The following is a 26,713-nucleotide window of genomic DNA, read 5'->3' as shown; positions in this document are numbered from 1 at the left end:
CGCTGCCTTCACGCACCGCGCCCCACGACGACCCCAGCCTCTACTGTATTGTTCTTCAAAGAGCGGCGCCGCCCGAAGCCCACCCCCTAGGCCTCCGCCGGCGGCGTCAGATGTGTATAAGAGCCGGTTGCTGGGCCCGGCGGGCGCCGACGGAACCGCCGACGGGATCGGCGTCCTGGTCGCCTGCGGCGCCGAGCTCGCGTCGCAGCCGCTGGCGCCGAGCACGATACTCGCGGCCAGTGCGGCAAAAGCCCATGACTTGACGTTCATTGAACCCCCGGAATCGGTGTTGTCGGGTATCGAGTTGTGGCGTTGTCCCCGCAGTCGCTCCGGTTGCCCGAAGCGCGAACGCGGTCCTCCCTCCGCGCGCCTGTGACGACTAACTGGACATCGGGCTACTTCTTAGGCTTGTTACCGAGTTTCCGGTCAGCGGGGACACCACAATATTGGTGCCCCCACTGTCAGGGGCGCCGATGTGACGGCGCGAATTGCCGCCGCTGCCGAGTGTCGGGTTGCTCGGGTGTGCTCGGCTTGCCAAGATGGGCGAACGTCGAGCACCACCGTTGACCTGCGTTTTCCGTCTGACGACACTGCGAAACGAGGGCGTTCATGCGGAAGTCGAGGTTTCCGGTGGTGCTGTCCGGTCTGCTGGTGGCCGGCTCGCTGGTCACCGCCGCCCTGCTGCACGAGCCGCGTGGCGCAGCGCGCGCGAGCCCGGTGCCGGAAGGGCCGGCGCGTGCGGCGATCGGCCCGTCGCCCGACTTCGATCCCGCGTTTCAGGCGCGGATCGCGCAGGCCGAGGCGTATGCGAAGAGCCGTCCCGGGTTCACCGGGATCGTGGTGCGCGACCGGCGCACCGGCGCGGTGTGGCGCAATGCCGAGGCGGCGACGCCGATGTGGGCCTGCTCCACCCCGAAGCTGGCGATGGCGGTGGATCTGCTGCTGCGCGACGACTCCGGCACGATCACGCTGACCGCCGAGGACCGCGAGCTGATGCACCGGATGCTGCATGCCAGCGACAACGACGCGGCGACCACGCTGTGGGACCGCTACGGCGGGGAGCAGGTGTTCGCGCCGAGGTTCCGATCCTTCGGCATGGCGGGCATAAAGTTCGCCGACCAGCATCCCGACTCGTGGGGGTGGATTCTGGCTACCGCGAACGACCTCGAGCACCTCATCGACTTCGTCCTGGAGAAGCTGCCCGCACGGCGCCGCGACTACCTGGTCGGCGAGCTGCGCACGGTCGACGGCGGGGAGTCGTTGCACACCAACCAGCGGTGGGGCGTCTGGGGCGCGGGCGATAAGGCGTTGCCCGGCAACAAGAACGGCTGGGCCGACGACAACGACGACGGCTCGTGGCTGATGAACTCGGTGGGATTCGTCGGTCCGCGTGAGCGATTCACCGTCGCCATCATGAACAACACCCAGGTGGTCGAGGACGGCTACCAGGTCGGCCGGGAAACCGTGACCAAGATCAGCGAAATCCTGTTCAAGGATTACTTCAGCTAGGTCACGGCCGGTACGGCGGCGCGACGCCCCAACCCCAGTGCGGCATAGGCGCTTCCAGCGGTGGCGTGGCGCCGGGCTGGGAATTGGCGTGCGCCAGCCGGGTGCCCCACTCGATGTAGGAGGCGAAGGCGGCGCGGAATTCCGGGTCGTCGGGCAACCCGACCTCGTCGGCGGCGTCCATCAGCAGGTTCACCCAGCGGCGGCGCTGCGGCTCGCTGATCGCCTTGCCGAGGTGTTGCCGGACCATGTGCGCGTAGCCGCCGCGTTCGGTGCTGTAGCTGTCCGGTCCGCCGAAGACCTCGGCCAGCCACATCGCGACGTACTTCGGGTGTCCGGGATCCATGCCACGGAACAGCGGGCCGACCAGCTCGTCGCGCAGCACTTCCCGATAGAACACCTCGGTGAGTTTCTCGAAAGCCGCGGTGCCGCCGGCCCATTCGTACAGGCTCGGCACCGCGTCCACGGCCGCCGTTGCTTCGCTGGTGGTCTCCGACATCGACGACTCCGCTCGAGAACTCTGCTGCCCACGATCAGGCGAACGTCATCCTAACGGGCACAGTCGATTCGCGTCGGCTTGCCGAGTGCCGCTCAGTTCCACTGGGACTGCGTGTGCGTCCGGCCGGATGATCCGGTGTTCGCCATCGCCTCGAGGTCGTCGAGGAACTGCTCGACGGCGTCCGATTTGATCTGTGGCGACTGGACTTGATCGCGCACGCTGTCGCTGGTGTGCATCAGTACCTGCTGCGAGAAGTCGGCCTTGAGGTCGCGGGTCAGCTGCCTGCGCATCAGCTCGATCTGGTCGCGACCCTGCTTGCGCACCCGTTCCACCTCGGCGGCGGCCGTCTCGCGCATCTTGACGACGATGTCCTCGGCGTCGGCGTGCGCGTCCTCGAGCAGTTGCGCGAGTTCGGCTTTCGCCTCGGCCAGCCCCTCGTCGTAGACCTTCTTGGCCTCGACGAGCCGGTCGGCCGCCTGCTGGTTCTCCTCGATCTGCTTCTGGATCTCGCCCTGCGCCTTGGCCATCATCCGTTTCACCGGTGGCGCAACGTATTTCACGATGACCCAGACGATGACCGCGAAGCCGAACAGCTGGCTGACGAAAACCTGCCACTCGAAATGGATTTGATAGATGCCCTCGGCAAGGATGTCGCTACTAGGAGTCATGACGACGCCCGTCCTGTCTGCTGGCCTCGGCTCGTGCCTGCCCGCCGATCATCGACGCCGACCACTCGGTTGGCCAGTGACCGCGCGAGTGGTTCGACTGTTTCGCGCAACTCAGCGGCGACCTGATCCGCCTGGGCCCGCAATTGAGCCTCGGCCTCCGCGACAATCGCGTTGGCTTCCTGTTGGGCCTGGCCGCGCATCTCTTCGAGAATTTCCCGGCCCTCGGCTCGTGCCTTGCTCCGGATAGCGGCCGCTTCCGACCGCGCTTTCTCCAGTTCCGCACGATGCTTGGCTTCGGCCTCGGCGAACAATTGCCGCGCCTCTTTGGTCGTCGCCATGGTCTCTGCGGTCCGCTCTTCGCGTTCCTCCAGCACCTTGCGGATCGGCGGAACCACGAAGAACCAGATGACCCCGAGCACGATCAGGAAGATCAGTAACTCGACGAAGAAGGTGCCGTTGGGGATAAGGAAGTTCCCCTCGGCCACCACATCGGTTCTGGGAGACATGCCCGGTTACTTGCCGGGAGTCGCGAATACGAAAAGGGCCATGAAGGCTAGATTGATGAAGTACGCCGCCTCGACCAGACCGACGGTCAGGAAGAAGATGGCGCGCAACCGACCCTCTGCCTCCGGCTGACGGGTGACACCGTTGATCAGTGCCGCGCCCGCGAGGCCGTCACCGATGCCTGCGCCGATGGCACCGCCCGCCATGATGATGCCGCCGCCGATAAGGGCGCCCTGGATGATGGACGCGGTGGTTGGGTCTGCCATGTTCTACTTCCTATTCTCGGATGTGGACTCGATCGGCACTCGCCGATCAGTGGTGTTCGTCTTCCAATGACATCGACTGGCTGAAGTACAGGACAGTCAGCAGCGAGAAGATGAAGGCCTGAATGGCGCCGACGAACAAGTCGAACAGCTTCCATATGGCATTGGGGCCCCAGCTGATCCAGAAGGGGAACAACGTGATCACCGACAACATCACGCCGCCGGCGAACATGTTTCCGAACAAGCGCAGGGACAGCGACAGTGGCTTGGCGATCTCTTCGATGACGTTGATGAACACCATCGGGCCCCAGCCCGTGTGCCCCTTGAGAATCTGCTTCACGTGCCCGAACGGGCCGCGCCGCGCGATGCCCGCGGACTGGTAGGCGATGAATACGAACAGGGCGAGTGCGTAGACGAAATTGACGTCCGCGGCGGGCGGTGCGAGCAACTCACCGTCGCCGACCTGGACCGGCAGCACCGAGAGCCAATTCGACAGCAGGATATAGACGAACAGGGTGACCGCGAGCGGCAGGGCGAACGGTGCGACCTTCATGCCGATCGCGCTCTCCACCTGAGTGCGCATCTGGACCGTCACGGCCTCGAAGAACAGCTGCACGCCGTTCGGCACGCCGGAGGTGATCTTGAGCCGCAGGTAGAAGGCGAGACCGAGCACGATGGCCGCGGCGACCGAGGTCGACACGATGGTGTCGACGTTGAAGGCGATGCCGAAGACATGGGCGACCGCGTGATGGCCGACCCGGATCTTCGGCTCCTCGGCGGGCGCCTCCTGGGCGAGCAGCGTGATGCTCGAGGAGACCTGGGCTAACGAAATGGCTGGGATCGTCATGGCGTCTGGCGAAGCCCTTTCAATTCAGGCAGGACGGTGTTGAAGACCAGGGCGACTTGAAAGAGCGCCAAGCCGAAGAAGATACCGACGCCATTGGGTCGCGCGAGGAAAGCCACCAGCAGGGCGACGACGGTAATGCCGAGCAGTCGTAGCGCCGAAGAACCTACCAAACGCTGCTTGCTCGGTGCCTCGGCATTGGCAATGCGGGTGATCGCCCAGAGGGTGAGTTGGGCATTCAACCAACCGACCGCGAGCCCGGCGCAGATGAAGGTGCCGAGCAGTAGTCGATCGATCAGCCCGGTAATACCGAGCGCCAGCACACCCAGAGCGACTGCGGCAATGGCCGCGCGCCGTATCTGGAGCCTATTCACGTCCACACCGACACCGCCCTCGCCCATACCCCCACCTCATGATGGGGGAAGTGATGAATCGATAGCATACACATCCGAACCTCCCTGCGTGGCAAGGTTTTTGATCTTTATCGACATGATCTTGTAAATGGCTACAGACATCATCTGGTTACTCGTACGAGCCGTTCTTCGCGCACAACTCATACGTGTGCGGCGCCATTCCTGAAGTTGCGCAGAGCCTTTTCGAAATGAGCTGACGTGGGAGAAGCCTGCCGTCCACGGACTCAGCTCGCACACGATCGAGGAAGCCGGGGTCTGCGCTCGAGGAGTATAGCCAGTAGATTGGTGAATCGATGGCAACACAGCGACACTCGGCAAACGACTTGCCGATGACGTGTCACGCCGGTTTCGGGTTTGTCCGCACTTAAGAGTTTTGCCCGATTTGTCCATTTATTGGATGCTGAATACTTGCTGCCGGACCGCCCAGTTTGCCATCAAGATCGACAAACTCAGGAACTCACCCCATTTCGGGCACGCGCGCGCTGTGACTGATCCCAGACCTGGCCCGCGATGCGTAATCGGCTGCATACCTCGGCCTTCCGTGGGCATTCGCCGTTAAGGGAGAATTCGAGTTACAGAGAGTTGGGCGCGATGAGGCCTGAGTTCGTGGTGCTGGCAAAGGGTTCCGAAGGCGGCGGTGCCGCATTGGATCAGGTCATCGTATTGACCGGATCGGCGATGCTGGTGGCGGCGGGCTTGTTCTGGGTGGCCTATCTCCATCGCACGCGCCGCATCACCTGGCTGAAGAACGCGGCCGACCGGCTAGGCCAGCTCGGTAACCGCCCCGGCTGGGTGGCGCTGCCGCTCGCGGTGTTCATCACCACCATCCTGACCGCGCTGCTCGGCTTCATCTGGGATGTGAGCCTGCACATCGGCAAGGGCCGCGACGAAGGGCCACTGGCCAACCCGGCGCACTACTTCATCATGATCGGCCTGTTCTTCCTGTTCATCGCAGGCATGCTGGCCGTCGTCCTGCCGCTCGACGAGAAGCCCGGTCCGGCCGCCATCCGGATCACCCGCACCTGGTACGCACCGGTCGGCGGGGTACTGATGGCCGCGGTCGGGCTCTACGCCCTCATCGGCTTCCCGCTAGACGACATCTGGCACCGGTTGTTCGGCCAAGACGTCACGCTCTGGGGCCCAACGCATCTCATGCTGATCGGCGGCGCCGGACTGTCGCTGGTCGCGGTGCTGCTGCTGGAGTTCGAAGGGCGCCTGGACCGTCCCGATCCGGACCGGGCGGACGGGCGGCTGCTGTGGGTGTTCCGGGTGTTCGCCTTCGGCGGCCTGTTGATCGGAATGTCGGTGTACCAGGTCGAATTCGACTTCGGCGTGGAACAGTTCCGCCTGGTGTTCCAGCCGATGCTGATCGTGGCGGCGAGCACGCTGGCCCTCGTCTCGGCGCGATACACGCTGGGGCGGGGTAGTGCGGTGGTCGCGGTGTTGTTCGCCTTCCTGGTGCGCGGGGTGGTCGCGGTGCTGGTCGGCCCGATACTCGGTGCGCCGCACAATGTCTTCCCGCTCTATCTCGGGGTCGCGGTGGTGGTGGAGCTGATGGCGCTGCTGCCGTTGATCCGTAAGCCCGTCTGGTGGGGCGCGCTCACCGGGTTGGCCGCCGCTACCGTCGGGCTCTGGCTCGAATCACTCTGGGTGGGAAGGATGTTCGTCGACCCGTGGCCGACGAGCATGTGGCCGGAACTGCTCGCGATGGCGGTGCCGGTCGGGATCGCGGGTGGAGCGCTCGGCGCGTTGCTCGGCATGGTGCTGCGCGGTGAACCGCTGCCACGGCCTTCGGTGCGCCGGGGCCTCGTCGTCGCCGCGGTGCTGATCGCCGCCGCGGCCACCGCGAACGGCCTGCGGGTCGATGTTCCCGAAAAAGCCTCCGCGACAGTGCGATTGCAGGACGCCGCGCCCGCGCCCGGTGGCCGGATGGTCACCGCGGACGTCACGCTGACGCCCACGGATCTGGTCGGCGACGACCCGGAGTGGGTGCAGATACTCGGCTGGCAAGGTGGCACCGGCTCCGACAGCCCCGGCCGCGGCCTGGTGGTCGATCACCTGCGGCGGATCGAGCCCGGCCACTACGTCAGCACGAAACCTGTTCCGGCCTACGGCAACTGGAAGACAGTGCTGCGCGTGCACGACGGGTCCTTGCTGACCGCGCTGCCGGTGTACATGCCGGAGGATCGGGGGATCGACGCCGCGGGCGTGCCCGCGTCGAACGAGTTCAACCGCCCGTTCGTCGCCGAGATCACGGTGCTCCAGCGGGAACGGTCCTTCGACCACCCCTCGTGGTTGCTCGCCGGGGCCTCGCTGATCGTGCTGATCTGCTCGCTGCTGGTCATCTGGGCGCTGTCCTGGGGCGCCGCGCGCATCGTGCTCGCCTATCGCAATGATGTCCGGGCGCAGGGACTGGCCACGGCGGTCCGCCGGTGAGGTACGAAGACGGCGTCGACATCCTCGCCGGTCACTCTGCGCTGCTGGCGATCCCGGCGTTCGTGCCCGCGCTCGCAGTGGTCGGCGTGGTTCTCGGGATAGCTATGCGTGATCGGCGCGCCGAGCGTCGCGAGGCCGGGCAGCCGGCCGACGACGCTGCGGTGCCCGATCCGCCTGAGCGGGAGGAGAATTCATGATTTACCCAAGCCGTGTCGGCGTAACCACCGCATTGCTCGCGGTGTCGGTGATGGTGACCGCGTGTGGCACGGCATCGGTGGACACACCGGCGGCCCGCACGGCGGCGAGCCAGTCGGTCGACGTGCCGCAGGAGGTAACCCTCGCGGTCCGTATCGCGGGCGGGTCGGTCACGCCGACGAACGCCAGGACCGAGGCCAGGCTGTACCAGCCGATCGTGCTGAAGGTGGACAGCGACGCCGCCGACGAACTGCACGTCCACTCGGACCCGAGCCAGAGCTTCGCGGTCGAACCGAGAGCCGGGCAGGAGTTCCGCTTCATCGTCACCGTGCCGGGGCGGGTCGATGTCGAACTCCATCACGCCGGTAAGACGGTGACCACGTTGCTGATCCGGCAGTGACCCGGCCGCTGGCCCACGGGCTCAACGGCGCGGCCGATCTGCCGATTCCGTTGACCTACGCGCTGATCGGCGCCGCGTGGGCGTTGACGTTCTCGTTCGCGATCCTGCTGGTGGCCTGGCGGCGGCCGCGGCTGGAGCCGGATACACCGGGACTGTTGGTGCCGTCCGCGTTACGTGCGGTGATCGATTCCCGCGCAACGCGCACCGTGCTCGCGGTGCTCGGAGTCGCCGCCGCGGTCGTGGTCGGGCTGGTGGTGGTGTTCGGTTCCGCGTCGCCGCAACGCAATCCGGTGCCGGGCGTGTTCTATATCTACCTCTGGGTCGGCGTGATGCTCGCGTCGCTGGTGCTCGGTCCGGTGTGGAAAGTCGTCTCGCCGATGCGCGCGCTGCACCGGTTCGGGTGCTTCCTGCTGCGGCGTAACCCCGAGGACGGTGTGCGGCGGTACCCCTCGTCGTGGGGGTACCGGCCCGCCGTGTTCGGGTTGTTCGCTTTCGTATGGCTCGAACTGGCCTCGCCCGATCCTGGTTCCGTTGCGGCCGTCGGCTGGTGGCTGTTCGGCTACGCGGTGCTCACGCTGACGGGGCTGGTGGTGTTCGGGACCGGGTGGGCCGAACGCGCCGACCCCTTCGAGGTGTACAGCAGCCTGCTGGCGCGGCTGAGTCCGTTAGGCCGCCGTTCTTCAGGTGAACTCGTGCTGCGGTTTCCATTGCACAATCTCGCGGGTACTCCGGTGCGGCCCGGGGCGGTGGCGCTCGCGGCGACCCTGCTCGGCTCCACCGCCTTCGACAGCCTCTCGGCACTGCCCGGATGGCGGAACCTGGTCGACTCGCTCGGCGGCGGTTCGGTTCTCGTCGCCACGCTGGTCCGCAGCCTCGGCCTGCTGACCGTCATCCTGATCGTCGGCACCGTCTTCACCGTGGCCGCCCGGGCGACCGGTGGTCTCACCCGTGCCGAGCGCGCGAAGCTGCCCGGCCTGCTGGCCCACAGCATCACGCCGATCATCGCCGGATATATCGTCGCGCACTACCTGACCTTCGTGGTGGAGAAGGGGCAGGCGACGGCATTGTTGTTCGCGGATCCGTTCCAACGGGGCTGGGACATCGCAGGATTGGCGCACCGCGAGGTCGAGTACGTGCTGTCCGGCCATCCGACGGTGCTGGCCACCACCAAGGTGCTCGCGGTGTTGACCGGCCACATCCTCGGCGTCGCCGCCGCGCACGACCGGTGCCTGCGGCTGCTGCCGCCCGAGCATCGCGCCACCGGCCAGCTCGCGCTGATGCTGATCATGGTCGGCTACACCTTCACCGGTTTGTATCTGCTGTTCGGCGGATGATCAACCGGGGACGTACGGTTCGCCGTCGGCCTTCGGCGGTCGGACCTGTCCGACCGCGCCCGCCACGGCGATCACCGTGAGCAGGTACGGCGTCATCTGCAACACCTCGGTCGGAATGGGCGTCGCCAGCACCTGGAGCTGACCTTGCAGCGCCTTGGTGAAGCCGAAAAACAATGCGGCACAGGTCGCGCCGATCGGATGCCAGCGGCCCATGATCACCGCGGCCAGCGCGATGAACCCGTTGCCCGCCGTCATCGCCTTGGAGAAGCCGCCGGTCGAGCCGATGGTGAAATACGCGCCGCCGAGCCCGACGATCGCACCGGCCACCAGCACGGCCTCGTAGCGGATGCGCAGCACGTTGATGCCGACGGTGGCGGCGGCGCGCGGATGCTCGCCGACCGACCGGACCCGCAGGCCCCATCGGGTCCGGTAGAGCACCAGGGTCACCACCGCGACCAAGACGACCATGGCGTAGACCAGCGCGGTTTGCTGGAACACCGTCGGGCCGAGGATCGGAATCGAGGACAGCACCGGAATCGCGATCGGCTGCAAGGTGCCCGGGCTGTTGAAACGGGCCGACCCGTCCGACAATCCGGTGAGCTGATCGAACAGGAAACCGGTGATGCCGGTCGCGAACACCACCAGCAGCACGCCGAGCACGATCTGGTTGACCAGGTACTTGATCGAGAACACCGCGAGCAGCCAGGCGAGGAACACGCCGGCGATCATCGCCGCCACGGCGCCGACGAGAAAGCTGCCGCTGACCGTCGCCACGATGGCCGCCGCACAGGCCCCGGCGAGCAGTTGTCCTTCGAGCGCGAGGTTGATGATGCCCGCGCGTTCGCACAGCACCCCGGCCAGCGCACCGAGGATCAGCGGCGTGGACAGCGCGAGGGTGCCTTGGATCTGATTGGTCAGCGGGAACAGCTTGCCCGAGGCCGCCCAGCAGATGAACGTCACCACGAACGCGAAGCCGAACAGCGCGAACGCCGCACCCGCCCACTTGCCCGTCAGCCCCCGCCACACGTGCGCGACCGCGATCGCCAGCGCGAGAATCGAGAGCACCAGCGCCGCCGGTTTGGCGGGCACCCGCAGATCGCCGGGCCCGGAACCGTCCGGCGCCGACAGCCGGAAATCGACATTGCCCGACTTGGTGAACACCGCCAAGGCGACCGCCCCGACGGCGAGCACCAGCAGCAGGATGCCGAGCCGCAGCCGCCTGCGGCGATGTTCGGGCGCTTCCAGCACGGGCGCGGCGGGATCGGTGGTGGTGGTCATCAGTTCCACCCTTTCGCCAGCACGACATCCGCGCGTTCGGCGCGGATCCGGAACACCGCACGCACCAGTGCGGGCGCGGCGACCAACGCGACGATCACGGCTTGCAGCACGGTCACCAGGGTGAGCGGGGTGCCCGTCGCCGCCTGCATCTCGTTGCCGCCGGAGTTCAGCGCGCCGAAAAGCAGTGCCGCGAAGACGGTTCCGATCGGGCTGCCGCGTCCGAGCAGGGCGACGGTGATGCCGTCGAAGCCGAACGATCCCGCGATACCGTCGGTCAGCGGCAGGTCGGTGCCGAGCACCTGCTGGGCGCCCGCCAGCCCGGCCAGGCCACCGGCGAGCAGCATGGCCAGCACGTAGGCCCGGCCGATGTCCATGCCCGCGGTGCGCGCGGCGTCCGGATTGGCGCCGACGGCGCGCAGGCGGAAGCCGAGCGTCGAGCGCGCCAGCAGCCACCAGACCAGGACCGCCGCCAGCAGCGCGATCAGCAAGCCGAGATGCAGCCGGGTGCCGCCGAATTGGGCGAGCTGTGCGTTGTGGTCGACCACGGGGCTGATCGGCTCGTTGCGGCCCGGACGTTGGAACGCCGACGTGGTGAGCAGCCAGGTGAGCCCGTAGAGCGCCACGTAATTGAACATGATCGTGGTGATGACTTCGTGCGCGCCGGTGCGCGCCTTCAGCAGTCCGATGATCCCGCCCCACACCGCGCCGCCCGCGACGCCGGCGAGCAGCGCGACCAGCACGTGCACCACCGGCGGCAGATGGAGCGCGAAACCGACCCAGCCTGCGCACAGCGCGCCGGCGATGAGCTGTCCCTGCCCGCCGATATTGAACAGGCCGGTCCGGAAGGCCAGCGTCACCGCGAGCCCCGTGCAGATCAACGGCGTTGCGGCAACCAGGGTTTCGGCGAGCTGCTGACGTCCGCCGAACGCACCGAGGAACAGCGCCCGGTAGGTGTCGCCGACCGCGTTCGCCGCCTCCGACACGGCATCCATCGGGCGGGCGAAGAAATACCCGAACGCCGACGTCACGTCGGGGTTGCTGACGATGATCAGCAGCGCGCCGACGACCAGCGCCAGCAGCACCGCGAGCGCGCTGACCACCAGTTCCCGCACCCAGGCCCGGTCCTTCATCGATCCCTCCCCGGTAGCGCGCCGGCCATCATCAACCCCAGCTGGTCGCGGGGGGTGTCGGGACCGACGATGTCGACGATGCGCCCCTGATACATGACGATGATGCGATCGGACAACGCGTAGATCTCGTCCAGTTCGGTGGAGACGATGAGCACCGCCGTGCCCTGATCCCGTTCCCGGACAATGCGTTTGTGCACGAACTCGATGGAGCCGACATCGAGCCCCCTGGTCGGCTGACCGGCGATCAGCACCTCGAGCGGCCGCGACATCTCCCGGGCGAGCACCACCTTCTGCTGGTTGCCGCCGGACAGCGCGCTCATCGGATCGACCGCCGACCGGGTGCGGATATCGAATTCCTCGATCCGCTTGGCGGCATTGCGTTTCACCGCGCTCAACGAGAGCACACCGTGCCGGGAGAACTCGGGCAGGTCGATCAGGTCGAGGACCAGATTCTCCGCGACACTGAACGTGCCGATGAAGCCGTCGTGCGCACGATCTTCGGGCACGTAGCCCATGCCCGCCTGCAAATGTTGCCGCGGTGTGCGCCCGACCACTTCCCAGCCGCCGACGGTGACCTCGCCGCGCACCGGTGTCCGCAGGCCGAGCAGTGCGTTGACCAGTTCCGACTGACCGTTGCCCACCACCCCGGCGATACCGACGATCTCGCCACCGTCGACCCGGAACGAGACGTCGTCGACCACAACGGCTCCCGCCATGTCGACAACGGTCAGGTCGGTGACGACGAGGGTGGCGCCGGCCGGTTTCGCCGGGGTCTTGGCGACCACCAGTTCGACGGAGCGGCCCACCATCAACTCCGCGAGATCGCTCTCCGCGGTGGTCGGTGCGACGGTGTCGATCACCGCGCCGCGCCGGATCACGGTGATCCGGTCGGCGATCCGGGTGACCTCCTTGAGCTTGTGCGAGATGAAGATGATCGAGGTGCCGCTCGCCGCGATCCCGCGCAGCACCTCGATGAGCTCCTCGATCTCCTGCGGGGTGAGCACGGCGGTCGGCTCGTCCAGGATGAGCACCTCGACATCGTTGGCCAGCGCCTTGAGGATCTCCACGCGCTGCTGTTCGCCCACCGAGAGATCCGCGACCAGCGCGTCGGGGTTCACCGGTAGCCCGTATTGCTGCGACAGCTCGCGCACCCGGCGCCGGGCGGCCTCGCGATCCAGCGCGGCGAAGCCCTTGACCGGTTCGCGGCCGAGGATGATGTTCTCCGCGACGGTGAACACCGGAACCAGCATGAAGTGCTGATGCACCATGCCGATGCCCGCGGCGATCGCGTCGCGCGGGGAGTGGCAGCGGATGGCGTTGCCGTTCAGCAGGATCTCACCCTCGTCCGGCTGCAACAGGCCGTAGAGCATGTTCATCAAGGTGCTCTTGCCCGCGCCGTTCTCCCCGAGCAGGCAGTGGATTTCCCCCGGCGCGACCGTCAGATCGATGTGGTCGTTCGCGAGGAAAGTGCCGAATCGTTTGGTCAGACCGCGTAATTCGAGTCGCATGGCCGGCCGTGCCTACTTGACCGCGGGCTGCGCCTTGGACGCGAGGGTGATCTTTCCGCTGGCGATGTCGGTGGTCAGCGCCTCGATTTCGCTCTTCAGCTCGGCCGGGATGGTGGCGTCGAACTGGTGATACGGCGCGAGGCTGACACCCTTGTTCGACAGCGTGCCGACATAGGGCGTGTTGTCGAACTTGTTGCGATAGGCGTCGGACACCGCCGTCTGCACCGCTACATCCATCGACTTCTGCACGCTGGTCAGCAGCGAGGAGCAGTACTCGGCGGCACTGACACAGCCGTCGGTGTCCACCCAGACCGCGTTCACCTTGCCGCCGGAGGAGTGCACGGCTTCGAGCGCGCCGAGACCGGCCGGACCGGCCACCGGGAGAATGATGTCGGCGCCCTGGCTGATCAGATCGTTGGCCTTGGTCTTGCCGACGTTCTTGTCCTCGAAGGTATTGGTGATCACGCCCTGCTGGGACGCCGGATCCCAGCCGAGCAGCTGGACCTGCTTGCCCTTGCGCTGGTTGTAGTACGCGACGCCCTCGGCGAAGCCGTCCATGAAGATCGCGACGGTGGGGATGTTGATCCCGCCGAAGGTGCCGACCTTGTTGGTCTTGGTCATGCCCGCGGCCAGGTAGCCGGCCAGGAACGACGGCTGTGCGGCGTTGAAGATCAGGCCGCGCAGGTTGGGCAGCGGCGGATTCTTCTGGGTGTCGGTGTAGGCGTAGTCCACGATCGCGAAATCGACGTCCGGGTTGTCCTTGGCCGCGGCGTAGGTCACGTCGCCGAGCTTGAAGCCGACGGTGACGATGATGCCGCACTTCTGCCGGACCATGGTGTTGACGTTGGTCGGATAGTCGTTGTCCGAGCGGGACTCCAGCTGCGCCTTGCTGATACCCAGCTCGGCGACGGCGTCGGTGATGCCCTTGTAGGAGGTCTGGTTGAACGACTTGTCGTCGAAACCACCGGAGTCCGACACCATGCACGCTTTGAAGTCCTCGGCCCCCGGCTCGCCGGACTTGCCCTGCTCCGACGGCGGCGTACCGCATGCCCCGACGGTCAGCACCAGCACCCCGGCCGCGGTGAGCGTGCGTAGCCACCTGCCCATACTTGCCTCCTGAAACGCCATAGCCCGCAACTCAACTCGGCGGAAGTGCCGCGAGAGTGCAGTGGAGCAGGAGTTTAGGCCGCCGAGCCGATCCTGGCTCGGTTTCCGGGCCATTCGCTGACCGGGGGCCGTTGCGCTATACGCGCGCGGGCGCCGGACGCAGCACCAGGACGGTGATCTCGCTCGGCGCGAAAACCCGCAGCTGCGGACCCCAGAATCCGGTGCCCCGGCTGGTGTAGAGCTGGGTGTTCGCGCCGTGCCGACTCAGGCCCGCGACCACGGGCTGGTCGAGGCGGACCAGGTAGTGGAACGGCCAGATCTGGCCGCCGTGCGTGTGGCCGGAGATTTGCAGCGCGACACCCGCGGCCGCGCTGGCGGTGATCTGCTTGGGCTGATGGGCCAGCAGCACCACCGGCAGCCGCGGGTCCGCACCGGCGAGCGCGGTGGGCAGGTCGGGTCCGTGCCCGGGCAGGGTGACGCCGGTCGGGTCGTCGATGCCTGCGATGACCAGCTCGTCACCGCCGCGGGTCACCGTCTGGTGCTGGTTGTGCAGCGGTTGCCAGCCGATCGAGGTCATGTGGTCGATCCAGCCCTGCGCGTCGCCGAAGTACTCGTGGTTGCCGGTGATGTAGAACCGGCCCAGCGGTGCGTCGACCTTGCCGAGCGGGTCGACCTGCGGGTGCCGCTTCTCGACCGAGCCGTCGGCGAGATCGCCAGCGTGACAAGCGATATCGGGGCGCTGCGCATTGACGACGTCGACCACCTTCTCCGACCAGCGCAGTCGGTTCAGTGCGGCGTAGTGCGTATCGGTGACGACCACCAGGCGCAGTCCGTCGAAACCCTGTCCCAGTCCGGGGATGGCCACGTCGACCGTGCGTACCCGAGGCACCCGGCGCGCCTCGATGATGCCCCAGACAACCAGAGCGGTCGCCACCGCCAGTACGCCCACCGCGACGATGCGCGAGCGGTCCGGATCGTGCACGCCCGCGAAGGGCAGCACCAATCCCGCGATGTTGCCGATCACCGACCAGCTGAACGCCACCCAGGCCACACCGAGCAACGTGTCGCCGACGACGGACGCGGCATCGGACTGTGCGGGCCCGTGCCCGAGGAACATTGCCGCGGGCAGGCACGCGAACGCGAGCAGGAACACCGCGGAGCCGAGCCAGAACAGCGGACCGGTGCCCTCGGTGGGTGCGCCGACCAGAGTCCACCACGGGACCACGAACAGCAGGGCGGGAATCGCCAGGAACAGGGCAACGCGGGGCACGTACTTCAAGAGACCATCCTCGTCGGCGCGGGTGCTGCGCGCGGTCCCTCGCCCGGCGCGGGCACTATCGACGATAACAGCGCGGGCCGGCTCGGCCGCGGCACCGGCCGCGCGGGCGGTTACGGCCGCGTCAGTCGCGCGCCCCACCTGGTCTGCACGGTGGCCCCGGGTGTCAGGCGGATCACGCCGTCGCCGCTGTGAAAAGCATCGGGCGGGCAGGTCATCGGCTCGGCGGCCAGGCCGGTGCGCCGGTGTGCCGGGGCGAGGGTGTCGGCGGTGAAGAGTTGCAGCACCGGATAGGAGTCGTCCATCCAGAGTTCGGCTACCGCCCCGTCGGTGCCGAGCAGCCGGACCCAGGCCCGTCCGTCGTCGTCGCGGGCCAGATCGGTGAACGGGTGATCGATGGTCAACGCGCCCAGGGGTTTCGGCGTGCTGAAGTCGAATGGTGTGCCGCGCACGGATTCGGTGCCGATCGGCAGCTGTCGGTCGGGGTCGGTGACGATCCGGGTCGCGGCATCGAAATGCAGTACGGCGGTGTCGATCCCGCCCTCGCCCGGCGAGAGATATGGATGGTGGCCGCAGCCGTATGGCGCCGCGGTGGCGCCGAGATTGGTGGCCGTCGTGGTGACCGTCAGCCCGTCGTCGCACAGTGCGTAGCAGATGGCGAGGTCGAGATAGAACGGATAACCCTTGCAAGGGTGCAACGTGGTGCGCATGGTGACCTCGTCCTCCTGCGCGTCGCAGGCCCGCCACGGCCGCCAGCGCAGCAGCCCATGAATCGCGGTGTTCGTCGCCGGTTCGGACAGCGCGAGCTGATGGTCGACGCCATCGAAGCGATATCTGCCGTCCGCCAACCGGTTCGGCCACGGAATCAACGCGGCGCCGCGGCCACCGTCGGCCATCGCCAGCACATCGTAGGGCTCGAGCACATCACGCCCGGCCACCCGGAACTCCCGGATCCCACCGCCGACCTCGACGATCACCGCCCGCTGGTCGCCCCGGCCGATGGCGAACTGCTGTCCCGACGGTGGCGGAGTCATAGGTGAGGACGGTACCGCCACCCGCCCGGCCGCCCTCTACCACCTCCGAGCTAACCCGGGGAGCCAATGAAAGTCGGTACTTTTCAAGGCTTTTAGGCGATGTTACCGTCGCTTCTTCCGAGGGGCGGTTCCTCGGTTACCCACACAGGGGAGCTCATGGGCGATATCTTGCAGGCCGATCTCGACGCGCTGCGCGGGCTCGGCAAGGCCCTCACCGGACGTGCGACAACCATTGCCGGCATCAAAATCGACGCGCAGACAACGATGCCGGATTCGCCGGTTCAGCAGGCGATGGCGGCTGTCGGCCCTGCCGCGCTCGCGGCCTATGGCGCACTGCGGAGCAATATCGAACAGATGGCGTCGGTCACCAACTCCGGCGTGAAGGCCTACAGCGACGTCGAACGAGCCTTTGTCGAGCAGTTCCGCAGGATCATGCCGCCGAGCCCTGCGAAGGCGAAGGAATGACGACGACGATCAGTCACGTGCGCGCGTGCGTGCCGTCGACGATGGTCACCTACGGTACCCAATTGGCATCGCGCACCGGCGATTTCGTGCGTGAGGTCGACGGCATGGGCCGAGACGTGGACGCGGTGGCGAAAGGCTGGAAGGGCGAGGGTGCGGCGGGGGCGTCGGTGCGCGCGCTGGGTGAGAAACTCTCGGCCAACTACATCGACGAGGTGGCCGGCCGGATCGCCCAGTACTTCGCGACCTACGGCCTGCAACTGGATCTCACCAAGACCTCGCTGCTGACGATCGTGGACAACGAGGCGGCCGCCGCGGGCATGAAGGTCGCCGACAACGGTACGGTCACCGCACCGAGATATCCCGGCAGCCCGCTGCTCGCACTCCTCATGCAGGCGAAACTCGACAGCCAGGCCATCGGTTTCCAGGCCAGGATCCAGACCTTGCTGAAGAGTTTCGCCGAGGACGAGCAGCAGGCGGCCGGATCCATCAACAAAGGCGTGGAGGGGTTGCAGGTGCTGACCAAGTCGCCCGGCGCTCCCATGCCCGAGCTACCCCCGCTGGCCCTGATCCGCTCGCCCGACGGCCGCTACGAGATCGGTCCGCCGAAGGTACCGGGCGTCCACCACGACGACACCTTCCTCTACAACACGAAGGAAGGCGGTTTCGGCGACTGGCTGGCCAAGCAGAAGTGGCAGGCGAAACTGGCCGGGGGCGAGGCATTCACCGACCTCGACGACGCCACCGCGCTGTACCGCCACTACTGGGACAACGACGGCAAGCCGATGAAATTCGACTACGCCGAGGGTTATAACGAGGACAGGTCGATCAAGCAGGCGGTGGACTACGAGATCAGCCGAGCCGCTGCCGCCGCCGACCAGTTCGTGCGCAGTGGAAACAAGAACTTTCAGATGAACGGCAAGCCGATCAGCGTCGGCAAAGACGCGGGGACGAACTACCCGGTGACCGAGAACTGGCAGAAGGCCATCGGCGGCTACCAGCAGTACAGCCATTCGAACGTGCGGGTCGAGGGCAATCGGGTGGTCATGGACGTCACGGTGTCGGCCCAGGACTACTACAACTTCGACAAGGGCAAGCACGACAAGGGCACCGGCGTCAGTGATGCCGAGAACGGGCGCTTCGCCGAGATCGGCTGGGCGAAGCCGTTCGAATCGAGCGGCAGCCTCACCCGGACGGTGTCGTGGGAGGTGGGACACCCGCCGTCGAGCGCGACCGTGGACGGCGGCTCCGATCCGCAACGCAATCCGGGGCGCGAGGATCGCAGCGACAATCGCTACTCCGGCGACGGCGCGCGAATGCCGGACAACGACCGCGAGACAGGTAGCGGCCGCCCGAAATGACCGTACCCCGCAGAGTTTCGGCCGCCACCGCCCTCGTGGCAGCGGCACTGGCCGTGCTCGGCTGCACCTCGCCGCTCTCCGACTCCGCCCCGCGGGAAAGGACCAGCCAGGTGTCCGACACCGTCCGCTCCGACCCGGAATCTCTGATGAAGTACTTTCCGCTCATCGGGCGGCCCGTGTCGGTCTCCTGGATCGGCTGGGACAATTCTTCCGGCGCCCCGGGTCCGACGATCTATTGGGTGGACGCGGTGGTGGAACTGGAGCCGGCGACCGCGGCGGAGCTGCGGGGCCGGTACGCGCCCGCCGAGCCCGTCGCCGCGCCGACGCTCAAAGACGGCCTGCGACAAGCGGTCCCGGCCGGAACCTATGTCACCGGGGCCGAATTCGACGCCGCGCTCGGCGGGTCCGCCGAATGGGATGGCGCAGCGCGCGGATACCTGCACCCCGACCGGCCGCTGCTGATATTCCAAGCCTCGGCCGGCGGCTGAGCGCGCATAGTTTTCGATCGATTGAGGGTTTTTCCGTGCATGATCCTGCGCACGAAGAGCTGGGCCTGAAAGTCCAGCGCGCACAATACGAATTGGCCAAGATCCGCGGCGTCGGCAAGGTCGACGGCGTGCGCGTGGAGGTCGATGCCGAGAACCGGCTGCTGTCGGTCAGCGTGCCGAACGCCGAGCGCATCCTCGCCGCCTACGCGGCCGCGGTGGCCGATATGCAACCGCAGGTCGAGGCGGCGATGCGCGAACTCGCCGAGGACCCCCAGGTGAGTTCCGCCCGGATTTTCGCCGAGGCCAATTCCGCGCGACTGGAGGCGGAACGGCGCGGGCAGCAGGAACTCGCCGGCAACGGTCGTTTCGAATCGGGGTGGTGAGACGGCGGGGTAGTGTCGCGGCACTGCCCTGTCCCCGGCTGGCAAATCGGGCAAATCGGACGTCTGTGGCGTGGTAAGCCTACGCTGGAGACATACGCTGTGACTTAGCTCGAGGACGCGAAGATGGCAATAACCGAGGTCGCCGCTTACGCGCACCTGAGCGCGGCCGATGTCGAGGCGCTCGGCCGCGAGCTCGACGCGATCCGGCACGACATCCAGCGCCGGCGTGGCGCCCGCGACGCGCGCTACATTCGGCGCACCATCGCGTGCCAGCGGGCGCTCGACGCCGCGTCCCGGCTGACGATCGGGCTCAGCCGTGGCCGCACCGGGTGGCTGGCGGGGACCGCCGGGCTGGCGCTGGCGAAGAGCATTGAGAACATGGAGATCGGCCACAACGTCTGCCACGGCCAGTGGGATTGGATGAACGACCCGGAGATCCACTCCAGCACCTGGGAGTGGGATATGGCCGGGGTGTCGGCGCAGTGGCGCTATTCGCACAACTATCGGCACCACATCTACACGAACGTGCTCGGCATGGACGACGACATCGGATTCGGCGTCATGCGGGTGACGCGCGACGAACGGTGGAAGCCGGGGCATCTGCTGCAACCGCTGCGAAACCTGTTGCTGGCGGCCACCTTCGAGTGGGGCATCGCGCTGCACGGCCTGTATTCCGAACGTGACCGCTCGGCGGACCCGATGCAGAAGGCGGCGCAGACCAAGTCGTTCCTCGGCAAGATCGCCAGACAGGCCGGCAAGGATTATCTGCTGTTCCCCGCGCTCAGCGGGCGACGCTGGCGACGCACCCTCGCCGCGGACGCGAGCGCGAACGTGCTGCGGAATCTGTGGGCGTACGTGGTGATCTTCTGCGGGCACTTCCCGGACGGCGCGGAGAAGTTCGAGCCCACCGTGGTGGCCGACGAGACCAAGGGGGAGTGGTACCTGCGCCAGATGCTCGGCACCGCGAACTTCGACGCGGGTCCGGTGCTGGCCTTCCTCAGCGGCAACCTCTGCTACCAGATCGAACACCACCTGTTCCCCGACCTGCCGAGCAACAGGTACGCCGAGATCGCGCTGCGCGTACGGGAGCTCTGCGACAAGTACGACCTGCCCTACACCAGCGGGTCATTGCTGCACCAGTACCTGCTGACCCTGCGCACCATCCACAAACTGGTCCTGCCGGACAGCATGCTGACCGCCACGTCCGACGATGCCCCGGAAACCGCCTCGGAACGAAAATTCTTCGGGGTCAAGGCTTTCGACGCGGCCGACACCGTCGGGCCGTTCGGTCGCAGCGGGCTGCGCACCGCGCTGCGGCACGCCGCGAAGCCACGGCTGACCGACCCGCGCTGATCAGCGGATGCGGGCCACCGCGCCGAGCATGGAGACCGCCTCCGGCCGCGGGTGCGGGCGCCACTCGCCCGGCCGCCACGTCATCACCGAGCCGATGCCCGGCGGAACGAGCTCCAAGTCGGTGAAGAAACGGGTGAACTCCTCGGTGCTGCGTAAGCGGAACGGCACCCCGCTGCGCAGGTTGGCGGCGTTCGACTCGGCGAGTTCTTCGGCGGTGAGGTGGTCGCTGGTGGCATGGGTCATCACCAGGTAGCTGCCCGAGGGCAGCGCGTCGCACAGCTTGCGAACCAGCTCGTAGGGGCCGTCGTCGTCGGTGATGAAGTGCATGATGGCCACCAGCATCAGCGCCACCGGCTGCTCCAGGTCGAGGACCCGGGCCAGGTCGGGGTGGGCGAGGATGCGGTCGGGCTCGCGGATGTCCGCGTCGAGGTAGGCGGTCGCGCCCTCGGGCGAGCTGTTGAGCAGCGCGCGGGCGTGCACCAGCACGATCGGGTCGTTGTCGACGTAGACGACGCGGGACTCGGGGGCGATATCCTGCGCGATCTCGTGCACATTGCCCGCGGTGGGCAGGCCGGCCCCGATATCGAGGAACTGCCGGACCCCCGCGTCGGCCAGGTAGGCCACCACGCGCCGCAGAAAGGCGCGATTCTCCAGGGCGGCCAGGCGCACGGTGGGGAAGGCCTCGGCCACCATATCGGCCGATTCCCGGTCGGCGGGGAAGTTGTCCTTGCCGCCGAGCCAATAATCGTAGCGGCGCGCCGGATGCGGCTTGGATACGTCGATCCGCGAGGCGGGGGGTTCCGAGTTCACAACGCCCTCAATTCATCTCGACTATTGTCATCATGTCAGTTCGAGTTGCGAACCGGTAGCGATGGTGCCGTCGCGCCGTCCGGAAGGCTTCATCATGCCACTGCAGTACAGCCCATACGACTTCGACGTGCACCGCGACCCGTACCCGTACTACGCGCGGCTGCGGACCGAGGCGCCGGTCTACCGGAACGAGACCGACGACTTCTGGGCGCTCTCCCGGTATGCGGATGTCCTTGCCGCACTGCGTGATTCGGACCGATTCTCCAGCGCGAACGGCGCCATCCGGATGGAACCGGCGTTCTGGGGCCCGCAGGCCGAGCAGATGTTCTCCTTCGTCGCGATGGACCCGCCTAGGCACACCAGGCTGCGCGGGCTGGTCGCGCGGGCCTTCACCCAGCACCGGGTGCAGGGGTTGGAGACCCGGTTACGCGAGATCGCCAGCGGGCTGCTGGCGCCCCTGCTCGAGCGCGGCAGCTTCGACATGATGGCCGATTTCGCGGGTCCCTTCCCGACCGAGGTGGTCGCCGAACTGGTCGGCGTGCCCGAGCAGGACCGCGAGATGCTCCGCAAACTCGGCATGGAGATCATGTACAACGACGAGCAGTCCACCGATCTGCGGCCCGAGGCCATCCAGGCGATCGGCGCCCTCATCGGCTACTACACCGAGCTGACCATCGCACGGAGCCAGGACCGCCGCGACGACCTGCTGTCCGGGCTGCTCGACGCGGCCGACGGGGACGATCGGCTCACGCCAGAGGAGATCGTCAGCGTGCTGATCCTGCTCGTCGGCGCGGGCATCGAAACCACGATGCTCACCCTCGGCAACCTCTGGCACACCGCGTGGCAGCATCCCGAGCAGCGCCGCAAGGCCTTCGACGGGCGGATCGACGCCTGGATCGCCGAATCCATGCGCTACGAACCCTCGACCCAGACCACGCTGCGCACCGCCACCGAGCCGTTCGAGCTGCACGGGGTGTCGATTCCGGCCGGCGCGCGCATGCTGCTGCTCCTGGGCTCCGCCAATCGCGACCCCGCGGTCTTCACCGACCCCGACACCTTCGACCTGGACCGGGACGCCGGTGCGTCGCTGGCGTTCGGCAGCGGCCGGCACCACTGCCTCGGCGCCAACCTGGCGCAGCTGGAACTGCGGGTCGCGCTGCAGGAGATCGTCGGCAAGGTCGCCGACTACGACATCGACCCCGCGGGCGTGCGCCGCATCCACGCCTCGAACAACCGCGGCTTCGCCGCCCTGCCCACCACCGTCACGGCCCGCTGAGCGGACCGGGCGGGCACGTTCTCCCACCCGCTCCCCGATATTCGGAGCGGAGAGGAGGGCACCCATGACCCGTTACTGGCCCATGACTCGAGCAGCACTCACGATCGGCTCACCGTTCGGCCCCCGCGAGGGCGGTTTCCATGCCGGGCAGGATTTCCCGGCGCCCGACGGGACGCCGATCTACGCGTGTGCCGGCGGCACCGTCTTGTTCCTCGGCGCCGCCGGGGGGTACGGCGAGTGGATCGTGATCGACCACCCGAGCGCCGACGGTGGTGGGGTGAGCGAATACGGACACATGTGGGACGCGGGCGCGACCGGACTTTCGGTCGGTGACCGCGTCGAAGCGGGGCAGCTGATCGCCTACGTCGGCAGCAACGGCGGGTCCACCGGCCCGCACCTGCATCTGAGTGTCATGCCGCACGGGTACGACCCCGGTGCCAAGATCGACCCGCTGGCGTGGCTGCGCGGCGCTGCCTACCCGAAGGATTTCCTGTGGGGGCTCGGCGAGGCCGAACAGCGTGAACTGCTCGATCGGACCCGCGAGGTGTGGACGCAACTGTGCGGTCCGGACGGCCGGGGGTGGGCGCAACTCGGGCAGAACACGCAGGGGGAGAACCGGACTGTCGTCGATGCGCTCGCCGAGGTGCGGCACGCGGTGCAGGCGGGTTGACCGCGCTGTCCGCGGCGGGCAAGGTGAGCCGATGGGCAGTGAAGAGGTCCGCGCCGGGGTGACGCTGACCAATCTGGACAAGCCGTTGTTCGACGGTGCCGAGGCGACCAAGCGCGATCTGGTGGACTACCTCGAGGCCGTCGGAGATCGACTGGTGCGACAGCTGCGCGACCGTCCGCTGTCGGTGGTGCGGGTGCGGCCGGGGCAGCAGCCGTTCATGCAGAAGAACCTGCCCAAGTACACCCCGGACTGGCTGCATCGGGTGACGGTGTGGGCCGAGAGTTCGCACCGCGAGGTGACTTACGCGCTGTGCGACGACGTCCGCACGCTGCTGTGGTTCGGCAATCAGCGCGCGGTCGAGTACCACACGACGCTGCTGCTCGCCGAGCACAGCAAGGGCCCGACCCATCTCGTGCTCGACCTCGATCCGTCGCCGGACCAGCCGTTCCGGCAGGCGGTGCTGGCCGCGAAGCTGATCCGCGCGGCGCTGGCCGACGACGGGCTGGCCGGTGCGGTGAAAACCAGTGGCGCCAAAGGTGTGCACGTCTTCGTGCCGTTGCAGCCCGGTCTGTCGATCGAGGACGTCGCGGCGGCCACCCGGGCGGTCGCGGCCCGCGCCGAGCGGCTCGATCCGGACCTCGCCACCACCGCCTTCATCCGCGAGGACCGGGGCGGGCGGGTGTTCCTCGACTCCACCCGAGCGGGCGGCGGGACCGTCGTCGCCGCGTACAGCCCGCGGATCCGGCCGGGGACCACGGTGTCGTTCCCGGTCGGCTGGGCCGATCTCGACAACGTCACGCCGCAAGATTTCACCGTCCGCACCGCACTGGACCGACTCGGTGAGCGCGACCCGTGGGCCGACGAGATGCCCGAACCCCAAACGCTGCCCGCCGATCTCATCGAGGAGGGGCACACCATTCCCATCGCCCGCGTGCAAGCGATGCACGAGGGTAAGCGCCGGGCTCGCGCGCGCCGGGAAAATCCGCAACCGGAGCAGTAACACGGAACCGGTTCCGCGCGGCCTCGGGAATGTTCTGCCCACTCTCGATGGTTCCACCAATCCCGGCGCTCCGGCGCGGGATGTCGAGCTAGCAGAGAAGAGGGCAGCAATGCCGGTTAATGATCTACCTCGGGTCGAGCACAGGTTCGTCGAGGTCGACGGTGTTCGGGTGTTCTACCGGCAGGCCGGGCCCGACGACGCGCCGGTATTGCTGCTCCTGCACGGATTTCCGTCGGCGTCGCACCAGTTCCGCCGGCTGATCGACGCCCTCGGCGGCAGCTATCGGCTCATCGCGCCCGACTACCCCGGCTTCGGGCACACGGAAGCGCCCGACTCCTTCACCTACTCCTTCGACCGGCTGGCCGACATCGTCGAAGGGTTCCTGGAGCGCCTGGAACTGACGCGATTCTTCCTGTACGCCTTCGATTTCGGCGCACCGGTCGGCTTCCGCATCGCGACCCGGCACCCCGAATGGGTCGCCGGGCTGGTCGTCCAGAACGGAAACGCGTACGAGGAGGGCCTGTCCGACGGCGCGCGCGACTTCGTGGCCTTGCGCCCCGACCAGCCCGACGCCGAACCCGCCATCCTGGACCTGCTCACCCTGCCCGGCACCCGCGGCCAGTACGAGCACGGCGTCGGCGAACCCGAGCTGCTCGCCCCCGACGGCTGGACTCTCGACCAGCACTTCCTCGACCTGCCCGGCCGCAAAGCAGCCCAGGTGGCGTTGGCCTTCGACTACCACAGCAACGTCGAGCAGTACCCGCAGTGGCAAGAATGGCTACGCACGCACACCCCACCGGCCCTGATCGTCTGGGGCCGCAACGACCCCTTCTTCCCCGAGCCGGGTGCGCACGCCTACCTGCACGACCTCCCCGACGCCGAACTGCACATCTTCGACACCGGCCACTTCGCCCTCGAGGACAAGCTCCCCGACATCGCCCCGCTCATCGCCGACTTCCTGGACCGGCACTGGCCGAAGGACTGACGGCCTTGCTGCCCAGCAGTTCTCAGTCGGGCAGCACGAGACCCGCGGCGGGCGGGGTGGCGTCGATGAGGTAGCCGACGATGGCGTCCCTGGTGCGACCGGGACTCATGAAGGACGTGTGCCCGTCGCCGTCGCGGGTCAGCAGGACGGAACCGCGGATCTGGGTCAGCATCAGCTGTGCCCAGCCGTAGGAGGTCGACGGGTCGTGGGTGGCGTTGACGATCAGGGCCGCGATGGTGGGTTCGGCGATGGTTTCCCGCGCGGGATTGGCTCGGGCAGGCCAGCCCTGGCACCGCGCGAGATACCGGTAGGACTGGCTGACGCCACGGGTGTGCGGTGCGATGGTGGCGAGCAGGGTCTGCTGGGCTTTCAGTGCGGCGTAACTGTCGAAGTCGGGCCGGAAGTCCGCGCAGCCGACGCCCAGATCGGCGTGGTTGCTCTCGGCCGTGAACGCGGCCGAGGCGAAGCCGCTCGCGTCACCGTTGCGCGCCTGGTCCAGCCGGGCGGACAGGCCGGGCCAGCCTTCGTCGCCGATATTCGGGATGGGATCCCGGGACAGCAGCCTGCCCTGAAGATTGGTCAGCAGGTCGTCGGTGCTGACCTCGCTGCGGCACTTGCCCGTGCTCTGGCAGGTCGGCGCGGGCAGCGGGTGCTGCTCCGCCTTGGTGACCAGGTCGTCCAGGACCTGCGACGGATCCGGTTCGCGCACCGCGCATTCGGCCGCGGCTCGGCACCAGGCCGCGAAGCGATTCCAGCTGTCCTCGAGCGCGACGGATTCGTAGAAGCTCATGGTGCTCGTCGGCTGGGAGTGCACGAGCGCGCCGTCCAGCGCCAGGGCGCGGCTCTTGTCGGGGAACAGGCGGGCGTACTCCGCGCCGATCTCGGTGCCGTAGGACAGGCCGAGGTAGGTCAGCGGCGCGCCACCGAGGCGTCGGCGCAGCACCTCGAGATCGCGGGCGACGCTCACCGTGTCCAGATGGTCGAGCAGATCACCGGTCCGGCGACGGCAGGTGTCGCCGAACGTGCGGTTCGCCGCGACCATCTCGTCGAATTCCTGCTGCCCGCGCGGGAATTGGCGGGGCAACCGGTTGGCCAGATCGGCGTCGCACTGGATAGATGGCCGGCTGGCGCCGACACCGCGCGGATCGAATCCGATCAGATCGAAACGCTGGCGCAGTCCGCCGGGGAACAGACCCGGCTCGGCGCCTTCGAGGGCGACGAACTGCGTCCCCGCGCCGCCGGGACCGCCGGGATTGACGACCAGGTCCCCGATCTTCTGCGCCGGATCGGTCGCGGGTAGTCGATTGACTCCGACCTGAATCTTCGCCCCGCCCGGGTTGTTCCAGTCCAGCGGTACATCGATGCTCGCGCACTGAACGGCGGAGCTGGAACCCGGTGGACAGGCACCCCACCCGATCGGCTGCCGATCCTCGGTCGCGGACTTGTCCGGCGCGTCGTCGGTCCCGCAGCCGACGCAGACTGCGAGGACGGCTGTTACGCACAGGGCCAGGCGTGCTGCAGTCGACATAC

At 67.6% G+C, this 26,713-nt stretch carries 28 protein-coding genes; 14 read left to right on the top strand and 14 right to left on the bottom strand.

What is annotated here, in order from left to right; translation table 11 throughout:
* Nucleotides 1–609 precede the first annotated feature (609 nt).
* Nucleotides 610–1,509 (top strand): serine hydrolase, encoded by a 900-nt coding sequence (locus DBO33_RS33835; protein WP_234391187.1) that lies wholly within the window; start codon nucleotides 610–612, stop codon nucleotides 1,507–1,509.
* A 1-nt stretch (nucleotide 1,510) separates the two neighbouring features.
* Here DBO33_RS33835 and DBO33_RS33830 read toward each other — a convergent pair whose 3' ends face one another.
* The 6 genes from DBO33_RS33830 to DBO33_RS33805 all read right to left on the bottom strand — a co-directional run bounded on the left by DBO33_RS33830 (nucleotide 1,511) and on the right by DBO33_RS33805 (nucleotide 4,685).
* Complete coding sequence (locus DBO33_RS33830; protein ID WP_107658667.1) at nucleotides 1,511–2,005, bottom strand: group II truncated hemoglobin; 495 nt, start codon at nucleotides 2,003–2,005, stop codon at nucleotides 1,511–1,513.
* Between the two features lie 92 nt (nucleotides 2,006–2,097).
* Complete coding sequence (locus DBO33_RS33825; RefSeq protein ID WP_107658666.1) at nucleotides 2,098–2,673, bottom strand: F0F1 ATP synthase subunit B family protein; 576 nt, start codon at nucleotides 2,671–2,673, stop codon at nucleotides 2,098–2,100.
* Nucleotides 2,670–3,179 (bottom strand): F0F1 ATP synthase subunit B, encoded by a 510-nt coding sequence (locus DBO33_RS33820; RefSeq protein ID WP_167768815.1) that lies wholly within the window; start codon nucleotides 3,177–3,179, stop codon nucleotides 2,670–2,672. The genes DBO33_RS33825 and DBO33_RS33820 overlap by 4 nt, the downstream gene beginning before the upstream one ends.
* Before the next feature lie 6 nt (nucleotides 3,180–3,185).
* On the bottom strand, nucleotides 3,186–3,443 hold the full coding sequence (locus DBO33_RS33815) for a F0F1 ATP synthase subunit C (protein ID WP_107658665.1): 258 nt from the start codon (nucleotides 3,441–3,443) through the stop codon (nucleotides 3,186–3,188).
* Between the two features lie 46 nt (nucleotides 3,444–3,489).
* Nucleotides 3,490–4,287 carry a F0F1 ATP synthase subunit A gene (gene atpB, locus DBO33_RS33810; protein WP_234391186.1) on the bottom strand — a complete coding sequence of 266 codons (798 nt, stop codon included), beginning with the start codon at nucleotides 4,285–4,287 and terminating at the stop codon, nucleotides 3,490–3,492.
* The gene (locus tag DBO33_RS33805) at nucleotides 4,284–4,685 is read right to left on the bottom strand and encodes a hypothetical protein (protein ID WP_107658664.1); all 402 of its coding nucleotides are present in this window, start codon (nucleotides 4,683–4,685) and stop codon (nucleotides 4,284–4,286) included. Before DBO33_RS33805 ends, atpB begins: the two co-directional genes overlap by 4 nt.
* A 603-nt stretch (nucleotides 4,686–5,288) precedes the next feature.
* On the opposite strand from DBO33_RS33805, the gene DBO33_RS33800 reads away from it, so the two are divergent.
* From DBO33_RS33800 to DBO33_RS33785, 4 genes are read left to right on the top strand one after another with little or no spacing between them, the layout of a single operon-like run.
* The gene (locus DBO33_RS33800; RefSeq protein ID WP_107658663.1) at nucleotides 5,289–7,133 is read left to right on the top strand and encodes a hypothetical protein; all 1,845 of its coding nucleotides are present in this window, start codon (nucleotides 5,289–5,291) and stop codon (nucleotides 7,131–7,133) included.
* Nucleotides 7,130–7,330, top strand: a complete 201-nt coding sequence (locus DBO33_RS33795; RefSeq protein WP_107658662.1) for a hypothetical protein — start codon at nucleotides 7,130–7,132, stop codon at nucleotides 7,328–7,330. The genes DBO33_RS33800 and DBO33_RS33795 overlap by 4 nt, the downstream gene beginning before the upstream one ends.
* Entirely contained in the window at nucleotides 7,327–7,728 is a 402-nt protein-coding gene (locus DBO33_RS33790) for a hypothetical protein (protein WP_107658661.1), read from the top strand. Before DBO33_RS33795 ends, DBO33_RS33790 begins: the two co-directional genes overlap by 4 nt.
* Nucleotides 7,725–9,062 (top strand): hypothetical protein, encoded by a 1,338-nt coding sequence (locus tag DBO33_RS33785; protein WP_107658660.1) that lies wholly within the window; start codon nucleotides 7,725–7,727, stop codon nucleotides 9,060–9,062. Before DBO33_RS33790 ends, DBO33_RS33785 begins: the two co-directional genes overlap by 4 nt.
* Here DBO33_RS33785 and DBO33_RS33780 read toward each other — a convergent pair whose 3' ends face one another.
* The 6 genes from DBO33_RS33780 to DBO33_RS33755 form a co-directional block, all read right to left on the bottom strand.
* Nucleotides 9,063–10,340, bottom strand: a complete 1,278-nt coding sequence (locus DBO33_RS33780; protein ID WP_234391185.1) for an ABC transporter permease — start codon at nucleotides 10,338–10,340, stop codon at nucleotides 9,063–9,065.
* Complete coding sequence (locus tag DBO33_RS33775; RefSeq protein WP_107658658.1) at nucleotides 10,340–11,470, bottom strand: ABC transporter permease; 1,131 nt, start codon at nucleotides 11,468–11,470, stop codon at nucleotides 10,340–10,342. The genes DBO33_RS33780 and DBO33_RS33775 overlap by 1 nt, the downstream gene beginning before the upstream one ends.
* On the bottom strand, nucleotides 11,467–12,978 hold the full coding sequence (locus DBO33_RS33770; RefSeq protein WP_107658657.1) for an ABC transporter ATP-binding protein: 1,512 nt from the start codon (nucleotides 12,976–12,978) through the stop codon (nucleotides 11,467–11,469). Before DBO33_RS33770 ends, DBO33_RS33775 begins: the two co-directional genes overlap by 4 nt.
* Nucleotides 12,979–12,990: 12 nt before the next feature.
* The gene (locus DBO33_RS33765; protein WP_107658656.1) at nucleotides 12,991–14,085 is read right to left on the bottom strand and encodes a BMP family lipoprotein; all 1,095 of its coding nucleotides are present in this window, start codon (nucleotides 14,083–14,085) and stop codon (nucleotides 12,991–12,993) included.
* A 136-nt stretch (nucleotides 14,086–14,221) separates the two neighbouring features.
* On the bottom strand, nucleotides 14,222–15,364 hold the full coding sequence (locus tag DBO33_RS33760; RefSeq protein ID WP_107660821.1) for a metallophosphoesterase: 1,143 nt from the start codon (nucleotides 15,362–15,364) through the stop codon (nucleotides 14,222–14,224).
* A gap of 110 nt (nucleotides 15,365–15,474) precedes the next feature.
* Nucleotides 15,475–16,395 (bottom strand): aldose 1-epimerase family protein, encoded by a 921-nt coding sequence (locus DBO33_RS33755; RefSeq protein ID WP_234391184.1) that lies wholly within the window; start codon nucleotides 16,393–16,395, stop codon nucleotides 15,475–15,477.
* Between the two features lie 168 nt (nucleotides 16,396–16,563).
* On the opposite strand from DBO33_RS33755, the gene DBO33_RS33750 reads away from it, so the two are divergent.
* From DBO33_RS33750 to DBO33_RS33730, 5 genes are all read left to right on the top strand, one after another.
* Entirely contained in the window at nucleotides 16,564–16,860 is a 297-nt protein-coding gene (locus tag DBO33_RS33750) for a hypothetical protein (protein WP_159080657.1), read from the top strand.
* Nucleotides 16,857–18,218, top strand: a complete 1,362-nt coding sequence (locus DBO33_RS33745; RefSeq protein ID WP_107658654.1) for a hypothetical protein — start codon at nucleotides 16,857–16,859, stop codon at nucleotides 18,216–18,218. Before DBO33_RS33750 ends, DBO33_RS33745 begins: the two co-directional genes overlap by 4 nt.
* Nucleotides 18,215–18,706 carry a hypothetical protein gene (locus tag DBO33_RS33740; RefSeq protein ID WP_107658653.1) on the top strand — a complete coding sequence of 164 codons (492 nt, stop codon included), beginning with the start codon at nucleotides 18,215–18,217 and terminating at the stop codon, nucleotides 18,704–18,706. Before DBO33_RS33745 ends, DBO33_RS33740 begins: the two co-directional genes overlap by 4 nt.
* Nucleotides 18,707–18,741: 35 nt before the next feature.
* The gene (locus DBO33_RS33735; protein WP_107658652.1) at nucleotides 18,742–19,089 is read left to right on the top strand and encodes a hypothetical protein; all 348 of its coding nucleotides are present in this window, start codon (nucleotides 18,742–18,744) and stop codon (nucleotides 19,087–19,089) included.
* 123 nt (nucleotides 19,090–19,212) lie between these two features.
* A complete protein-coding gene (locus tag DBO33_RS33730; protein WP_107658651.1) occupies nucleotides 19,213–20,442 on the top strand; it encodes a fatty acid desaturase family protein in 1,230 nt (409 codons plus the stop codon).
* Here the strand turns inward: DBO33_RS33730 and DBO33_RS33725 are convergent, their stop codons facing one another.
* Nucleotides 20,443–21,252, bottom strand: a complete 810-nt coding sequence (locus DBO33_RS33725; RefSeq protein WP_107658650.1) for an SAM-dependent methyltransferase — start codon at nucleotides 21,250–21,252, stop codon at nucleotides 20,443–20,445.
* Between the two features lie 94 nt (nucleotides 21,253–21,346).
* Here DBO33_RS33725 and DBO33_RS33720 point away from each other — a divergent pair, with 94 nt between their 5' ends.
* From DBO33_RS33720 to DBO33_RS33705, 4 genes are all read left to right on the top strand, one after another.
* A complete protein-coding gene (locus tag DBO33_RS33720) occupies nucleotides 21,347–22,528 on the top strand; it encodes a cytochrome P450 (protein ID WP_107660819.1) in 1,182 nt (393 codons plus the stop codon).
* Nucleotides 22,529–22,592: 64 nt separating this feature from the next.
* Complete coding sequence (locus tag DBO33_RS33715) at nucleotides 22,593–23,198, top strand: M23 family metallopeptidase (RefSeq protein ID WP_234391183.1); 606 nt, start codon at nucleotides 22,593–22,595, stop codon at nucleotides 23,196–23,198.
* A gap of 31 nt (nucleotides 23,199–23,229) precedes the next feature.
* Nucleotides 23,230–24,198 (top strand): non-homologous end-joining DNA ligase, encoded by a 969-nt coding sequence (gene ligD / locus DBO33_RS33710; RefSeq protein WP_107658649.1) that lies wholly within the window; start codon nucleotides 23,230–23,232, stop codon nucleotides 24,196–24,198.
* A gap of 109 nt (nucleotides 24,199–24,307) precedes the next feature.
* Nucleotides 24,308–25,183, top strand: coding sequence for an alpha/beta fold hydrolase (locus tag DBO33_RS33705; protein ID WP_107658648.1), 876 nt, complete (start codon nucleotides 24,308–24,310; stop codon nucleotides 25,181–25,183).
* A gap of 22 nt (nucleotides 25,184–25,205) precedes the next feature.
* Here DBO33_RS33705 and DBO33_RS33700 read toward each other — a convergent pair whose 3' ends face one another.
* Nucleotides 25,206–26,711 carry an alpha/beta fold hydrolase gene (locus tag DBO33_RS33700; RefSeq protein ID WP_107658647.1) on the bottom strand — a complete coding sequence of 502 codons (1,506 nt, stop codon included), beginning with the start codon at nucleotides 26,709–26,711 and terminating at the stop codon, nucleotides 25,206–25,208.
* Nucleotides 26,712–26,713 lie beyond the last annotated feature (2 nt).

The organism is Nocardia suismassiliense (genome assembly GCF_900269665.1).
In the GTDB taxonomy this organism is placed as follows: Bacteria; Actinomycetota; Actinomycetes; order Mycobacteriales; family Mycobacteriaceae; genus Nocardia; species Nocardia suismassiliense.
Note: the sequence above shows the minus strand (reverse complement) of the source record. Positions and strands in the feature narration are given on the sequence as shown.

Bases quoted from the DNA above. Each gene is read 5' to 3' on its own strand.
- DBO33_RS33835 (WP_234391187.1), top strand. From the start codon at position 610: ATGCGGAAGTCGAGGTTTCCGGTGGTGCTGTCCGGTCTGCTGGTGGCC.
- DBO33_RS33830 (WP_107658667.1), bottom strand. From the start codon at position 2,005: ATGTCGGAGACCACCAGCGAAGCAACGGCGGCCGTGGACGCGGTGCCG.
- DBO33_RS33825 (WP_107658666.1), bottom strand. From the start codon at position 2,673: ATGACTCCTAGTAGCGACATCCTTGCCGAGGGCATCTATCAAATCCAT.
- DBO33_RS33820 (WP_167768815.1), bottom strand. From the start codon at position 3,179: ATGTCTCCCAGAACCGATGTGGTGGCCGAGGGGAACTTCCTTATCCCC.
- DBO33_RS33815 (WP_107658665.1), bottom strand. From the start codon at position 3,443: ATGGCAGACCCAACCACCGCGTCCATCATCCAGGGCGCCCTTATCGGC.
- atpB (WP_234391186.1), bottom strand. From the start codon at position 4,287: ATGACGATCCCAGCCATTTCGTTAGCCCAGGTCTCCTCGAGCATCACG.
- DBO33_RS33805 (WP_107658664.1), bottom strand. From the start codon at position 4,685: ATGGGCGAGGGCGGTGTCGGTGTGGACGTGAATAGGCTCCAGATACGG.
- DBO33_RS33800 (WP_107658663.1), top strand. From the start codon at position 5,289: ATGAGGCCTGAGTTCGTGGTGCTGGCAAAGGGTTCCGAAGGCGGCGGT.
- DBO33_RS33790 (WP_107658661.1), top strand. From the start codon at position 7,327: ATGATTTACCCAAGCCGTGTCGGCGTAACCACCGCATTGCTCGCGGTG.
- DBO33_RS33780 (WP_234391185.1), bottom strand. From the start codon at position 10,340: ATGACCACCACCACCGATCCCGCCGCGCCCGTGCTGGAAGCGCCCGAA.
- DBO33_RS33775 (WP_107658658.1), bottom strand. From the start codon at position 11,470: ATGAAGGACCGGGCCTGGGTGCGGGAACTGGTGGTCAGCGCGCTCGCG.
- DBO33_RS33770 (WP_107658657.1), bottom strand. From the start codon at position 12,978: ATGCGACTCGAATTACGCGGTCTGACCAAACGATTCGGCACTTTCCTC.
- DBO33_RS33765 (WP_107658656.1), bottom strand. From the start codon at position 14,085: ATGGGCAGGTGGCTACGCACGCTCACCGCGGCCGGGGTGCTGGTGCTG.
- DBO33_RS33755 (WP_234391184.1), bottom strand. From the start codon at position 16,395: ATGACTCCGCCACCGTCGGGACAGCAGTTCGCCATCGGCCGGGGCGAC.
- DBO33_RS33745 (WP_107658654.1), top strand. From the start codon at position 16,857: ATGACGACGACGATCAGTCACGTGCGCGCGTGCGTGCCGTCGACGATG.
- DBO33_RS33740 (WP_107658653.1), top strand. From the start codon at position 18,215: ATGACCGTACCCCGCAGAGTTTCGGCCGCCACCGCCCTCGTGGCAGCG.
- DBO33_RS33730 (WP_107658651.1), top strand. From the start codon at position 19,213: ATGGCAATAACCGAGGTCGCCGCTTACGCGCACCTGAGCGCGGCCGAT.
- DBO33_RS33720 (WP_107660819.1), top strand. From the start codon at position 21,347: ATGCCACTGCAGTACAGCCCATACGACTTCGACGTGCACCGCGACCCG.
- DBO33_RS33715 (WP_234391183.1), top strand. From the start codon at position 22,593: ATGACCCGTTACTGGCCCATGACTCGAGCAGCACTCACGATCGGCTCA.
- ligD (WP_107658649.1), top strand. From the start codon at position 23,230: ATGGGCAGTGAAGAGGTCCGCGCCGGGGTGACGCTGACCAATCTGGAC.
- DBO33_RS33705 (WP_107658648.1), top strand. From the start codon at position 24,308: ATGCCGGTTAATGATCTACCTCGGGTCGAGCACAGGTTCGTCGAGGTC.
- DBO33_RS33700 (WP_107658647.1), bottom strand. From the start codon at position 26,711: ATGTCGACTGCAGCACGCCTGGCCCTGTGCGTAACAGCCGTCCTCGCA.